At 59.6% G+C, this 13,380-nt stretch carries 13 protein-coding genes; 8 read left to right on the top strand and 5 right to left on the bottom strand.

Annotation, left to right across the window (positions count from 1 at the left end; genetic code table 11):
• Positions 1-264 precede the first annotated feature (264 nt).
• Genes ADB08_RS00245 through ADB08_RS00220 form a run of 6 tightly spaced genes read left to right on the top strand, consistent with a single transcriptional unit; the run spans position 265 to position 6,999 of the window.
• Positions 265-3,402 carry a Na+/H+ antiporter subunit A gene (locus ADB08_RS00245; protein ID WP_049169918.1) on the top strand — a complete coding sequence of 1,046 codons (3,138 nt, stop codon included), beginning with the start codon at positions 265-267 and terminating at the stop codon, positions 3,400-3,402.
• Complete coding sequence (locus ADB08_RS00240; RefSeq protein WP_038626682.1) at positions 3,399-3,914, top strand: Na(+)/H(+) antiporter subunit C; 516 nt, start codon at positions 3,399-3,401, stop codon at positions 3,912-3,914. Before ADB08_RS00245 ends, ADB08_RS00240 begins: the two co-directional genes overlap by 4 nt.
• Positions 3,904-5,607, top strand: a complete 1,704-nt coding sequence (locus ADB08_RS00235; RefSeq protein WP_049169914.1) for a Na+/H+ antiporter subunit D — start codon at positions 3,904-3,906, stop codon at positions 5,605-5,607. Before ADB08_RS00240 ends, ADB08_RS00235 begins: the two co-directional genes overlap by 11 nt.
• A complete protein-coding gene (locus tag ADB08_RS00230; RefSeq protein ID WP_049169912.1) occupies positions 5,607-6,245 on the top strand; it encodes a Na+/H+ antiporter subunit E in 639 nt (212 codons plus the stop codon). The genes ADB08_RS00235 and ADB08_RS00230 overlap by 1 nt, the downstream gene beginning before the upstream one ends.
• Positions 6,242-6,652: a monovalent cation/H+ antiporter complex subunit F gene (locus tag ADB08_RS00225; protein ID WP_049169910.1), complete on the top strand. Its 411-nt coding sequence runs from the start codon at positions 6,242-6,244 to the stop codon at positions 6,650-6,652. The genes ADB08_RS00230 and ADB08_RS00225 overlap by 4 nt, the downstream gene beginning before the upstream one ends.
• Positions 6,649-6,999 carry a monovalent cation/H(+) antiporter subunit G gene (locus ADB08_RS00220; RefSeq protein ID WP_038626688.1) on the top strand — a complete coding sequence of 117 codons (351 nt, stop codon included), beginning with the start codon at positions 6,649-6,651 and terminating at the stop codon, positions 6,997-6,999. Before ADB08_RS00225 ends, ADB08_RS00220 begins: the two co-directional genes overlap by 4 nt.
• Before the next feature lie 167 nt (positions 7,000-7,166).
• On the opposite strand, the gene ADB08_RS00215 is transcribed toward ADB08_RS00220, so the two are convergent.
• The 4 genes from ADB08_RS00215 to ADB08_RS00200 all read right to left on the bottom strand — a co-directional run bounded on the left by ADB08_RS00215 (position 7,167) and on the right by ADB08_RS00200 (position 10,500).
• Complete coding sequence (locus ADB08_RS00215; RefSeq protein WP_049169908.1) at positions 7,167-8,390, bottom strand: glutamate--cysteine ligase; 1,224 nt, start codon at positions 8,388-8,390, stop codon at positions 7,167-7,169.
• A 17-nt stretch (positions 8,391-8,407) separates the two neighbouring features.
• Positions 8,408-8,965, bottom strand: a complete 558-nt coding sequence (locus ADB08_RS00210) for a hypothetical protein (protein WP_049169906.1) — start codon at positions 8,963-8,965, stop codon at positions 8,408-8,410.
• A gap of 221 nt (positions 8,966-9,186) precedes the next feature.
• Positions 9,187-10,110 carry a LytR C-terminal domain-containing protein gene (locus ADB08_RS00205; protein WP_222865186.1) on the bottom strand — a complete coding sequence of 308 codons (924 nt, stop codon included), beginning with the start codon at positions 10,108-10,110 and terminating at the stop codon, positions 9,187-9,189.
• Positions 10,111-10,152: 42 nt separating this feature from the next.
• Positions 10,153-10,500, bottom strand: coding sequence for a DUF3263 domain-containing protein (locus ADB08_RS00200; protein WP_016421513.1), 348 nt, complete (start codon positions 10,498-10,500; stop codon positions 10,153-10,155).
• Between the two features lie 200 nt (positions 10,501-10,700).
• Here ADB08_RS00200 and ADB08_RS00195 point away from each other — a divergent pair, with 200 nt between their 5' ends.
• Both ADB08_RS00195 and ADB08_RS00190 read left to right on the top strand, forming a co-directional pair.
• On the top strand, positions 10,701-11,282 hold the full coding sequence (locus tag ADB08_RS00195; RefSeq protein WP_049169904.1) for a peptide deformylase: 582 nt from the start codon (positions 10,701-10,703) through the stop codon (positions 11,280-11,282).
• Between the two features lie 3 nt (positions 11,283-11,285).
• Entirely contained in the window at positions 11,286-12,458 is a 1,173-nt protein-coding gene (locus ADB08_RS00190; RefSeq protein WP_049169902.1) for an N-acetylglutamate synthase, CG3035 family, read from the top strand.
• A gap of 46 nt (positions 12,459-12,504) precedes the next feature.
• Here ADB08_RS00190 and ADB08_RS00185 read toward each other — a convergent pair whose 3' ends face one another.
• Positions 12,505-13,332 carry an RDD family protein gene (locus ADB08_RS00185; protein WP_222865547.1) on the bottom strand — a complete coding sequence of 276 codons (828 nt, stop codon included), beginning with the start codon at positions 13,330-13,332 and terminating at the stop codon, positions 12,505-12,507.
• Positions 13,333-13,380: the final 48 nt, after the last annotated feature.

Here is a 13,380-nt window from a genome sequence, read left to right as displayed (position 1 = left end):
AAGCCATACCGGACCAGCGACTATCCCCATTATCGGGGACACTCACAAGGTAACGGGCAGTAATGGCACTGATTTGGGGCTTGAGCAGTCAGCCGCTCAAGCCCCAAAAAATGCCCAACTTCCGCCCCCCCCCCACAACTCACCCCCAAATTTTCACTTTCCCAGAAACAATTGACCGTTTTCACACACTCGGTTAACACCGCTTCAAATGCTTAAGTCCCTAAAACGGGGTTGCATGAACTGGCGTGTTCCAATCATTATGGAATAGTGACTTCTCTCCTGTGCATCCTGTTCGTTACGGCAGCGCTTGCACCATGGACGATTAAGTGGCTCGGAACCCGCGGGTTCCTCGTACTCAGCCTCCCGCTGGCAGGCGGTGCCATCTACACCGGCACCCATCTCGTTCGCTTAGCTCTAGACAATGGCAACGGGGAAACTTCCGCACTCACGCAACCCGCCGTCACGCATTTTTCGTGGATGCCCATTATCCACTTGGATGTAAACCTGCGATTAGGTCCTATTGAATCGCTCTTCGGCACGCTGGTTTTGACCATCGGCTTTCTCGTACTGGTGTACTGCTCCGGTTACTTCATCAACCCGCCACTCGGCAAACGTCGCCGCGTAGGTTCCTTCGCAGCCCAAATGATCGCCTTCGCTGCGGCGATGTACGGCCTGGTCATCAGCGACAGCATCATGCTGATGTTCGTCTTCTGGGAAATTACCTCGGTTCTGTCCTTCCTCCTGGTGGGCTACTACGCCGAGCGCGCCTCCTCCCGTCGCGCAGCAGGCCAGGCGCTCCTGGTCACGACGCTGGGTGGCCTCATCATGCTGGTCGGTATCGTTCTGATGGGAGTGACCACCGGTTTCTGGAACTTCTCCGAACTCACCGCGCCTGGCGCTCTGACAGCGGCACAGCTGGACTCCACGGCAGTATCCACGGCCGCAATCCTGCTGGTCGTTGGTGCGCTGTCGAAGTCCGCTATCGCGCCCTTCCACTTCTGGCTACCCGGTGCAATGGCCGCCCCTACCCCGGTTTCTTCCTTCCTGCATTCGGCAGCGATGGTCAAAGCCGGTGTGTTCCTGGTTGCCCGGCTCGCGCCGACCTTCAATGACACCAACGCGTGGCAGCCAATCATCATCCCGCTCGGCCTCTTGACCATGATCATGGCCGGCTGGATGGCCCTGCGCCAGAAGGATCTCAAGCTGATTATGGCGTATGGCACTGTCAGCCAGTTGGGATTCATCATCACAGTCGCGTCGATAGGCACGCGTGCGACGATGCTGGCAGCCCTGGCGCTGACTCTCGGCCACGCCATGTTCAAGGCCACGCTGTTTATGGTCGCGGGCACAATTGACAGGCTGACTGGTACGCGCGATATCCGTGAGCTTTCTGGGCTCGGTAGAAAGTCGCCGCAGTTGCTGGTGATTTCGGTTCTCGCGGCCGCCTCGATGATGGGTGTGCCGCCGTTCTTCGGCTTTGTCGCGAAGGAAGCGGCGCTGGAGGCCACGCTCAATGCTGAACCACTGCATGGTATGCCGTCGGTGTTTACCACGATTGGCCTGGTCGTAGGGTCGATTCTTACCGTGGCGTACTCGCTGTACCTGCTGCGAGCCGCGTTTGCGACTAAGGCCGACACGCACGCTAGCGGTGGTGGCACTTCCCCCGTCGTCGCCGAGATGGATTCCCCGACATGGGATCAGATTGGCCCGGCTTGGCTGCTCGCGCTGGCAGGTTTGGTTTTCGGCCTGGTTCCGCGCGTCCTTGACTCGATTATCTCGCCTTACCTCACCAGCGCATTCCCGAATACGGAAGCAGAATCGCACCTGGCTCTCTGGCACGGATTCACCCTTCCGCTGGCGCTGACGGCCACAATTCTGCTCGCGGGTGCCATCATGCATTGGCAGCGTAATCTGGTGCGTCAGCTGCAGTTTGATCAACCGGCTCTCGGTAGTGCGGATGCGCTTTACGACGGAATCCTGGACTTGGCCCGCCGTCTTTCTCTCCGTGTCACTGCCGCGACCCAGCGTGGTTCCCTCCCGTTGAATGAAGCGGTCATTCTGCTGACCCTCATCGTGCTGTCCATCGGCGCGTTGTTGCTCGGCGAGCGCGATGAGCTGCGAATGGAACTGTGGGACTCAGCTCCGCAGGGTGCAGTTGCGCTCATCATGATTATCGCGGCGCTGGCCGCTACCCGGCAGAAGAACAGGCTTTCCGGAGTCATCCTGGTAGGCGTGACCGGCTACGGCTTGGCCATTATTTTCGCCATGTACGGCGCTCCTGACTTGGCTCTGACGCAGCTGCTGGTTGAGACGGTCTCAATGATTATTTTCGTGTTGGTGTTGCGTACGCTCTCCCCGCGGGCGCCGGCATCGAACCCGAGGTGGACACGACACCGTGCTTGGTTGGCCATTGCAGTCGGTGTCACGGTTCCCGTGTTGGCCGCCTACGCCATGGGCTCCCGTCGTACTGAGCCAATCTCGGGCGACATTCCGCCGCTGGCGCACGATATTGGACACGGCCAGAATGCAGTCAACGTACTGCTTGTCGACATCCGCGCCTGGGACACCTTCGGTGAAATCACCGTGCTGGTGATGGTGGCTCTGGGGATTACCTCACTGGTCTTCCGCACGCATACCATGCATATGCGTTCAAAGATTAAGCCGCAGCGGAATCGAGCTCGCCGCACCAACCGTTGGTTGAACACTCTCGATGAGTCCGGTGAAGCCGAGCGGTTGCGCTACCCGATCATGGTGCTGGTGGCATCGCGCGTGCTCTTCCCCGCCATGATGGTGGTTTCCTTCTATCTCTTTTTTGCCGGCCATAACGATGTCGGCGGTGGCTTCGCCGGTGGTCTCGTGGCTGCGCTGGCACTGACCATGCGTTATCTCATCGGTGGTCGTCGTGAGTTGGCGGCAACTCTGCCGATTCCTAACGAGATACTTCTCGGCGGCGGTTTGCTGGTGTCGGCACTCAGCGCGTTGTGGCCACTGTTTGTGGGGTGGGCACCGCTAACTTCTACGTATGGCTCGCGGGAAATTCCGCTGGTCGGCGATGTCACTGTTGTCTCCCCGATGCTCTTTGATCTGGGTGTGTACATGATTGTGGTTAGCACGATTGTCTACATCCTGCGCAGTTTGGGCGGTGGCATCGATGCTCAGATAAACCTTCGCGCTGAGCGTGATCGTTCACGTCGTGTGAATCGAGCCGCACTCGGCCAGTCCCGCCAGCTGCGCAGCAAGTTGGCGGCGGCTAAGCCCGCAGGTGTTAAGTCCACAGGCGCTAACCCCGCAAGCGTTAAACCTGCCGGCACTAAACCCGCAGGCTCTGCCAACACAGCCACCTCAGAGGCCTCAGAAACGACAGCCCCAGCTAGGACCGAAGGAAAGGACACACACCCGTGATTCTCAATTTTGTTCTGCTAGCTACTGTCGGCACGCTGATTGCTACAGGGGTGTACCTGTTCCTCGATCGTTCGTTGACAAGGATGCTCATGGGACTGTTGCTGATGGGCAACGGTATCAACCTGCTCATCCTGCTTGGTTCCGGTTCCCCGGGGCAGCCACCGATTTGGGATAGAGAATCGCTAGTCAGCGATGCCCAGGCCGACTCGCTGCCTCAGGCCTTCATCCTCACCGCGATTGTTATTTCCATGGGCATGACCGCATTCCTGTTGGCTCTGCTCTATCGCCAGCACCGCTACCGCATCGGCGATCACGTGCAAGATGACCACGAGGACCGCAGCCTGGCAATGCGTCGGGCCAGCGACCCATCAGCTGCTCCGGATCACGACAAATCCGACGACCCCACCACCGGTCGCCCCACAGAGGCCGGCGATAGCTTCGGTCCGGCCAGTTTCGAAAAGCCCGTGACCCCGCCATCAAACTCCCCGGGAGGTGACGACGATGACGACTGAGCAACTAATTCTGGCACTAATTCCGCTGCCTATCATCGTCCCCGCCGCCACCGCCGCGATTGCACTGCTGCTGGCGCGTTTCCCCAAAGCACAGCAGGCGATCGCGCTGTTTTCGCTCGGCAGTCTGCTGGGAGTCGCCAGCGCCTTGGTGTATCTCATCTACGCGCACGGCGTCCACACTGTCCAGGTGGGCGGCTGGGACGCACCAATCGGCATCACGCTCGTAGCCGACAACCTCGCAGTGTTGATGATTACCGTCTCTCAGCTGGTCCTCTTTGCCGTGATGTGGTTCGGCATCGGTCAGGGTATTAGCGATGGTGACGAAGATGAGCCGATCTCCGTCTTCGTTCCGACGTACATGCTGCTCAACATGGGCGTCTCAATGGCCTTCTTGGCTGGCGACCTGTTCAATATGTATGTCGGTTTCGAGGTTCTGCTCGTAGCCTCCTACGTGCTGCTCACGCTGGGGGCATCGTCGTCACGCACGCGCGCAGGCGTGTCGTATGTGATGGTCAACATGCTGTCCTCGATGGTGTTCCTGCTGGCGATTGGCCTGGTTTATCAAGCGGTCGGCACGGTGAACTTCGCACACATTTCCCTGCGCATGGAGGACATCCCCGATGGCACCCGCACCGCGATCTTCGCAGTGCTGCTCGTCGCCTTCGCGGTGAAGGCGGCGGTGTTCCCGCTGTCGGCGTGGTTGCCAGACTCCTACCCCACCGCACCGTCGATGGTTACCGCGGTCTTCGCGGGGCTGCTGACGAAGGTGGGTGTCTACGCGATCATCCGCACGCGCAGTGTCGTTTTCCCAGACGGCAGGCTTGACGACGTCCTGATGTGGGCCGGCCTAGCGACAATGCTCATGGGCATTCTCGGTGCCATGGCCCAAAATGACATCAAACGTCTCTTGTCATTTACGCTGGTATCCCACATCGGATACATGATCTTCGGCATTGCCGTCGGCAATACGCTGGGGCTCAGTGGCGCGATTTTCTACATCGTCCACCACATTCTGGTGCAGACGGCATTGTTCCTGGTGGTCGGGCTTATCGAGCGCCAGGCGGGCTCGTCCTCCCTGCGCAGCCTCGGTAGCCTGGCCAAGACGTCGCCGCTGCTGGCGTTGCTATACCTCGTGCCCGCGCTCAACCTCGGTGGTATCCCACCGTTCTCAGGCTTCCTGGGCAAGGTCATGCTCATTGAGGCCGGCGCACAGAACGGATCCGCCACCGCATGGATTCTGGTTGCGGGATCTATCATCACCAGCCTGCTGACCCTCTACACCATGATTCTCGTCTGGTCGAAGGCCTTCTGGCGCGACCGTTCCGACGCCCCCGAGGGCGACACCGTGCTTGCGCAGCCAGCCGCGCTCCGGGAAAGGACTCAGATGGTTGCTATCGCAGAGCGTGACGACGTCGGCAAGATGCCACTCGGCATGGTGATGCCGACGGCCCTGCTGGTGATTGCCTCTGTGGGGGTTACCGTTCTGGCCGGGCCGCTGTCCAATGTAGCTACCGAAGCGGCAAGCAACGTCGCGAATGTTGATGAGTACCGCGCAGCGGTCCTCGGTATCGACTCGGCCGATGACAAGGGCCTGGAGCAGCTGGAAAACCCAGGCCGCACCAAGAGCCCATGGAAGTCGGATTCGGCGACCGAACGTGCCACCAGCACGCTGGAAGGAGCAGGTGAAAGCTGATGAGTAAAACGCGCGCCAAGGTGGCTGCAAAGCGACCACCACGTATTTCAATCCTGCTCTTCTTATTCACAGTGATTATTTGGGTCATGCTGTGGGGCGAGGTGACATTTGCCAATGTGCTCTCGGGAATCCTGGTAGCCACGTTGCTGAACCTCGCCATGCCTATCCCGCCAAGCAGCGCACTGGACATCAACTTCGGTGGCATGGTGCGACTGTTCGGTTCTTGGACAATCGACTTCGTGAAGGCCTCTATCAGTGTCGCCTGGCTGGCCATCCGACGAGATAATCCGCCACCGACTGCCATTATCAAGGTCCCCATGCGGACCAATGACGATATTTCGCTCACGACTGCAATGGCACTAATTAATCTGCAGCCGGGCGGCATCATCGTGGACATCGATAAGCGAAAAAAGACGCTGACCATGCATCTTCTCGACGCTTCGTCGACAGGCAAGGTAGCTGAACAAATCAACCAGTTGACCCGAATCGAGCGACGGGTGATTCGCGCGTTTGAGAACCGCGATGTACATGAGCAACCGACTAAGCCAGGCTCTGGCGAAGAGCAGCCGAGCAGTGCGAAAAGCGGCGAGCAAGGCGAAACGAGCAGCGAAAAAAGGGGAGAAAGGAGTAGCCGATGAACCCGGAAGTTTTTAACATTCTGCTCGGAGTGGCTGCCGCAGGCTATTTCATTGCGGTGATGATTACCCTCGGGCACATGATCGCAGGACCAAACTCGCTGGACCGCCTGGTGGCGCTGGAGTCCATGACTGCAATGTTGCAGGGCATGCTCGCTGCGTTCATGGCCTGGAGCTTGGACACTTCGGTGGTCTACCCAATGCTCATCGTTGCGCTGCTCGGTTTCCTGTCTTCGCTGGCAGTCGCCAAGTTCCGTGTCCCAGACGAAGGAAAGAAACCCGCGAAGAGCGCTCGGAAGGGCACGGGGAAAGCTGCAAGCAAGGTCGCCACAAAGAAAACCGCACAGAAAGCAGCGCCTAAGGCAACGCCAACAGCAGCTCCGACAACCATAAAGGGAGAGCCCAAATGATTCTCGTGGCAGACATTATCGCCATCGCACTCATTATCACCGGAATGCTACTGTGCGTTGCAGCGTCCGTGGGATTAATACGCTTCCGCGACACCATCAGTCGCATGCATGCATCCTCCAAGCCACAAACGCTGGGGCTAATTCTGACGCTGTCGGGTTCGCTTTTGCACGTCGCCACGCACGCGTCAGCTCACACAACTACTAGTAGTGACTTGGCTCTGTTGACCCTGATTATCCTGTTTGCTCTGGGTACATCGCCAATTGTCAGTAACCGCGTTGGCCACGAGGCGTTCAAGGAGAGGCTCGTCGACGAGGACAGCCTCGCCCGCGATGACAGCCGGGAATAACGAGAGGACACTCCCCGTCAAGATTCGACCCCGATCTGGAGCGGAACCGGGTTCGACCGGGGCCGCCCGGGGCGCCTTTCTTCAGTTAGTGGCTAGGTTTATGCACCCCAAAAGTGCTATAGGCCTAGTCGCTAATTTTTGTCTAGGCACACACCGCTTAACGACGGCTAGTCGTCTACTTGCTCGTGGAAATCTGCAGGCGCTATCGGATGCCCGGCGCGCAGTTCCTGCACCGCAAGATCCACGGCGGCACGCCACGGGGTGTGGCCAATGCGCTCTTCGTTCGCCCGTACGTCGTCTTCGGTAGCCATGGAAGGCAGCGCCCCGGCCGCATCCGCCACAGTGCGCTGACGCTCATATGCCGCGCCCATTTCCACGATGTTGTTGACGAATTCCAGTTCGGCTCGGCAACCCAGTTCGTCGGCAAGCGGGGCGAGTTGAACCACAAGTTCACGAAGTTCGTCGCGAACCCACCGCTCGTCGGTATCGCGATTGACGATGACCAGCGCGTCCATGCCGTAGCGAGCGGCGCGCCACTTGTTTTCGGCGATGTGCCAGGACTGTAGCGACGGTAGTTCCTCGCCAGCCTCCCACATGCGGTCGTAGTAAACCGTCAGACAGTGCGTCAATGCCACGATAGCGGCGAGTTCCTGCAGGTTAGAGGTAGCGTCAGCGACACGAATCTCAATGGTGCCGTACTTTGATGCTGGGCGAATGTCCAAGTGCATCGAGCCGGTGTGGTTGATGACGCCGGAGCGGGACTGGTCGTGCATGTAGGACTCCCACTCGGACCACGTGTAAATCGCCGGCGGCTGACCAGCGGTGGGAAGCTGCTGGTAGAGCAGGCTTCGGTTGGAAGCGTAACCCATGTCCTCGCCGTTCCAGGCCGGTGAGGAGGCAGACAACGCCAACATGTGCGGCAGCTGCGTTGCCAGGGCCTGAATGATCGGCCAAACGCGTTCGGAATCCTTAATGCCAACGTGGACGTGGACTCCCCAGATGATCATCTGGTTGCCCCACCACTGAGTGCGGTTGATGATTTCGGAGTAGTGCCCCTTGGCGCTGACCTGCTGAGCAGTACCGCGGGCGAACGGATGCGAGCCCGATGACCACACATCCACCCCAACGCGGTCAGCGGCATCGAGAACCATGTCCAGCTGGCTTTGGAGCTCCGCTACGGCATCGGGCACGTTCGTGTGCACACCGGTGACGAGCTCTACGGTGTTGGCGAGGAACTCTCGCTGGAGCCCATGTCCGGGATGCTCCGCATCGATGATGTCGAGCACCTCGGCGGCAGCGGGGGCGGTGTCGCGCGTTCGTCGGTCAACGAACGCCACTTCCCATTCTACTCCCAGTGATGGCTGCGCCGATCCGGAAAATTGCTCAGTCATACCGCTATTTTTTCACACTAGGAGTCGTTTTCCTCAGTTGGCTCCGTCCAGGTGACGGTTTTTGCGCAGGAGGCAAGGTCACCGTTGGAATCGACAAGCGCAACTGTGGTGAAACTGTCTTCATCCACCTTGGACGGAACGTTCCAGACATCTGCATTCCGTTTGTCATCGACGTGCACTTCGCCGATGACACCCAACCCTTCGGTTGCGGGGCTGCCGATGCCACTGCAGCCAGATGCACCGCGCGCCTGCACTGTGTACTTGCCCTTATCCAAGGTAGTGAACTGACCTTTTTCGTCGGACAGTCCCATCCATCCCTTGGCGCTCATGACCTGTACAGTTGCCAGCATTTTCATTGATCCGTCGTCGTTTGTTCGGATGAAGTTATAGGCGCTGACTCGCTCGGTCAGCTTCGGTGCAGCCGGATCTACGCTCACTGGCGCAGTGCTTGTCGACGCGCCTGCGTTCCCGTCCTTGTCGCTGCTGGATTCAACCCCCGAGCAGGACACCAACAGTGTTGCAGCACAACCCAACGCGGTGGCGACAGCAACACGACGACGCTTTACGGCGAACATAAAAACCTCACAGACCTCACTGGCTACTAGCAGAATACTAGTACCCCTTTTTCAGCCGTGATCTGTTTGAGACTGCAAAATATGCAAAAGCCCCGCGTAGGCCATGAAATGTGTGGCTTACGCGGGACTTGGAAAGCTATGGGGCTTCGCACCACGGCGGCAGGTTTTGAGACTTAGGCCGCAAACCTTAGTGAGAGACCAAAGCCTGGTGGGCCGGGAGTCTAGTGAGCCGGGTCAGTGGCGACCACGACGATTCCCGCCGGAGCGTCCCGGAGGCGGTCATCGCGAGGTGCGGCTTCCCAACCGTTGTCATGCGCGATCTGCTCAGCGGCGGCCTTTTCCTCTTCGTTCCTCGGGTCGAAGTAGACGGTGGTCTTCTCCCACACACCCATCTTCTCTTCAGGAGCATTGCCGGTCTCGCCGGCGCCCCAGCCCTGCTCGCCCATCTGCTTGGACAGGTCATCGGCGAGGCCCACGACCTCAGAGTTATTCAGGACACTGACCTTGACAGTCTTGCGGTCAATCTGGGGCGCTTCGTTGGCCTCATCCTGTGCCGGCGGATTCTCAGCGGGAGGAACCGGTTTGCCTGGCTCATTTGCCGGTGGCGGCGGCGGAACCTCGCCGTCACCATCTCCAACAGCACCATCCTTTGCCGGATCACTGCCGTTGGCCGAGTCAGCAGGCGCACCAGAGTCAACCGGAGCGGATGCCGAGGTGTCATTCTGGCCGGTGTTCTCGGCATCGTCGCCACGTGTGCTGAGTGCATAGGCACCGTAGGCGACCAGGCACACGCCGATAGCGAGCAGCACGATAGCGAGAACGCGCATGTAGCGGCCATCACCGGCACCGTCGCCGATGTCGCCGTCATCAACACCATCAGCAGCTGCGGAATTGCTAGCAGCCCCAGCGCTGGCACCGGTCGAGGCGGCGGTGGCACCAGCAGCAGCTGCACCAGCGGCGGGAGCCGCAGATTTTGGCGCTGTGTGTTGAGCATCCGACGGCTCGGAGTACGCATGGGCGCCGCCAGCGGCGGGAGCCTCCGCGTAATCGCTGTACTCATCGAAGTCGTCGAAGTCGTCATCGAGTCGATGACGGCCCGGACGCGGCGAATTCTGAGGGTTTAGTTGGTCAGACACATCCCACATCCTATATGTTCTGCCGCCGAACCGTGAAGTGAAACTTGAACCTTATGCGTCTTGGTTGTCCCGCACGGCGCGCAGCCGATGAACCAACACGGGTTCGGCCGCTTCGGCTGCCGGAGAATCGAGAAGTCGCGAAAGTACCTGGTGGTAACGGATTGTGTTGTTGCCGAAGTCCTCGGCAAAGCGACGCCGAATTGCCTCCTGCCGCGCACCGGCCATACGCGGCCCACGGCGGGCAACTTTCAGCCATTCCTTCTCAAAATCCAGCATTTTCTGCGCCAAAATGGGCTCAATGCCGCCGGTATCGCCCGCGAGTCCGGGATGCTCGGATGAGTCAGGCCGCAGCTCAGTCTCAGGTTCGTGGCTGCCGCCTATGGGTTTCTTGCTCACCATTTTCCGCACCCCGCTTTCCTTCCCACTCGCCCTGATTTTCTATTCTGCACAACACTGCCTATGCAGATACTTAGCGAAGATACATGGTAAGGCCCAGCCGCCCAGCCCTACATACCACTTCCGACATCGCCCAACGTCTCCAAGACCCCTGACATCACCAGGCGATATAGAAAACATGGACGCCGAGTAGAATCAGCGACATGACTATCCGTCCCATTGTGATTGCCGGAGACCCCGTTCTCCACACTCCTACCCAGCCGGTAACCGAGGACATCTCCGAGCTGCGTGAGCTCATCGAGGACATGTACGAAACCATGGACCGCGCCCACGGTGTGGGGCTGGCTGCCAACCAGGTGGGCGTCGGCAAGCGTCTGTTCGTCTACAACTGCCCCGATGATGACGACGTCTGGCACCGCGGCTGCGTCATCAATCCGGTGCTGACCACCAGTGAAATCCCGAAGACCATGCCTAATGACGACGGTTCCGATGACGAAGGCTGCCTCTCTGTACCCGGCCTGTCCTTCCCCACCAACCGCGCGGAGAAGGCTGTCGTCACCGGCCTGGATGAAAACGGCGAAGAGGTCCGCATCGAGGCCACCGGTTTCCTCGCTCGCTGCATGCAGCACGAGGTCGGCCATCTAGATGGGTTCCTCTATACCGATTGCCTCACCGGTCGTTGGAAGCGCATGGCCAAGAAGGAAATCAAGCGCGCCGGTTGGACCGAGGGCGGCCTGACCTGGATGCCGGGCGTGGATCCGGATCCGTTCGGCCACGAGGATTAGATCGTGGCGGATAGGCAATTGGAGTCGTCGGCAAGCGAAAATGCAGCACAGAAGCTACCGATTTCCCGCTGGGGCGTCGGTGAAGTGGCGGTGGGACGTCGTGTCATTGTGCGGCGCGCGCTGACCGATGAAGAAGCATTGGCCAGCGGCAAGAAGACTACGGACGTCATTGGGCATGTGCTCAGCATGGATCCGTTCGTCGTGCGTCCGCAGGTTCGTGCTGGCGTGCGTGCCGACGAATCCGTGGCAGCGGTGGACTTTAGCGATAAGCACATTTTGATTGTGAAGGCCCTGCCGGATCATCCGGTGCGCAATTCGGATATTCGCGCCGTGGAAACTGCGACAGCGAAGGCCTTCCCGGGTATCGCGCATGTGGTGGAGTCGGGCTGGCTGCTGCGAGCCGGCGATGGCATTACGGAGCGTTCCAACTCCGCGCTGCCGCTCGAACCCGGAGCCAGCACTCAGCCGGTGCCGTTGGAGAAGATTAAGTCGTTTTACGATTCCCACGATTTGCCGGTGCGGATTGCGATTCCGGATAGAATCGCCAAACCTGCACAGGCGCTGGTCGCGGGGCCGGAGTGGACGGTCGGGCCGGACATTGTGGTTATGACGCGCTCACTCGATGGGGATTTGCCGCCTGCTGAATTGGCAGCTGAATCGCACAGCGCCGTACAGGTGCTTGATGAGCACAGCGCCGAACAGGTGCTCGATGAGCACAGCGTCGAGCTTGCAGACGTGCAGGTGGATATCGCTGATCAACCTGACGACGACTGGCTGGGGCTCTACCATTTCCGCGGTACCACGCTGTCCGAGCATGCACTACAGCTTCTGCGCAATGAAATTGATGGCCGCATGTGCTTCGGACGCCTGCAAGTGCCTGCCAACAATGCGCCTGAAGGCATACGCACGGTAGCCATTACGCGCGGCACGCTGACCGAATCGGACGACGGCCGTGTGTGGCTCGGGTTCTCCGCTGTGGAAGTCGCAGCCGATATGCGCCGCCGAGGACTTGGCACCCTACTGGGAATTCACATGATGCACTGGGGCGCACAACACGGGGCAGATTCTGCATATCTGCAGGTATTGGGCTCAAATGAGCCTGGCATTGCGCTATACCGGACACTCGGTTTTACCGAGCACCACCGGCACCGCTACGCGGAGCTGACAGGGGCTTAGGGGCCGGGGGTTACGTTTCGGCCCTGCGCTGCTCGCCCTGATCGCCCTACTTCCCGCGCTTAACCCTTTTAATCCGCTTCAGCTGCTTGCCCTGCTGCTCTTTGCTACCCATGCGATTGTCCATGCGGCGCTGCCCGCGCGGCAGCTCGCGCGTCTCCGGCTTTTCCACCACACGGGTGTGGACCGAGAGTTCATGACGACCTCTCCCCAGCGGATCGCGGGACGCACCCATCGCAATCCAGCCAGCCAGGCCCGCAGAGACAAACCAACCGGCGACCGGAATCATCGACGGCAGAATCCAGGCATTGCGCACAAAACCATCGCGGGCTGAGACTGGCATCCCGTGTGCACCTTCGATTTTCATGCCCATGGCGTGTTTACCCGGCGACCCGTCGAAGATGGAGTCCCCCGCCACGCGGTAGAGGTAAAAACCACCGGGACCGAGGAAGAGGCTGATCAGCATCACCATTACGCCGCTGTCCGATGTCCCCACGATGCTAGTGAGAACTGCAATGGAGGCAATCAATGCAGTGTAGATGACAGAATCCACCAACAGCGCACCACCACGACGTGCCACTGAGCCATTGGCCAGATTGGGGTCAAAGCCCAGGTGTACTGCCATTTGAGCGGTCAGCGGCGCGACTTTGGGATTAGCACTGAGCTCACCGAAGGAAGACACCCCATAGCTAGCGGGGTACCCGCTTTCATAGCCGACCGGAATGTTTGCTACCGGATATGGCACTTCCTGATACGGCATTGCCGCATCGTACGCCGCATATGCGTCGTGTTCCCGATAAGCGTTCCTGCCACTACTACCCAGGTAATCCGTCGGACTGTACTCGCCGCCGTAACGGCGATCGTCCCAGTTAGCCAACCTCGAAACTCCCTTTCCTACCGGGCTTCCGCCCACCTTATCCGTTTT

This window comes from Corynebacterium sp. 239_CJEI (assembly GCF_001055995.1).
Lineage (GTDB): Bacteria > Actinomycetota > Actinomycetes > Mycobacteriales > Mycobacteriaceae > Corynebacterium > Corynebacterium jeikeium_D.
Note: the sequence above shows the minus strand (reverse complement) of the source record. Positions and strands in the feature narration are given on the sequence as shown.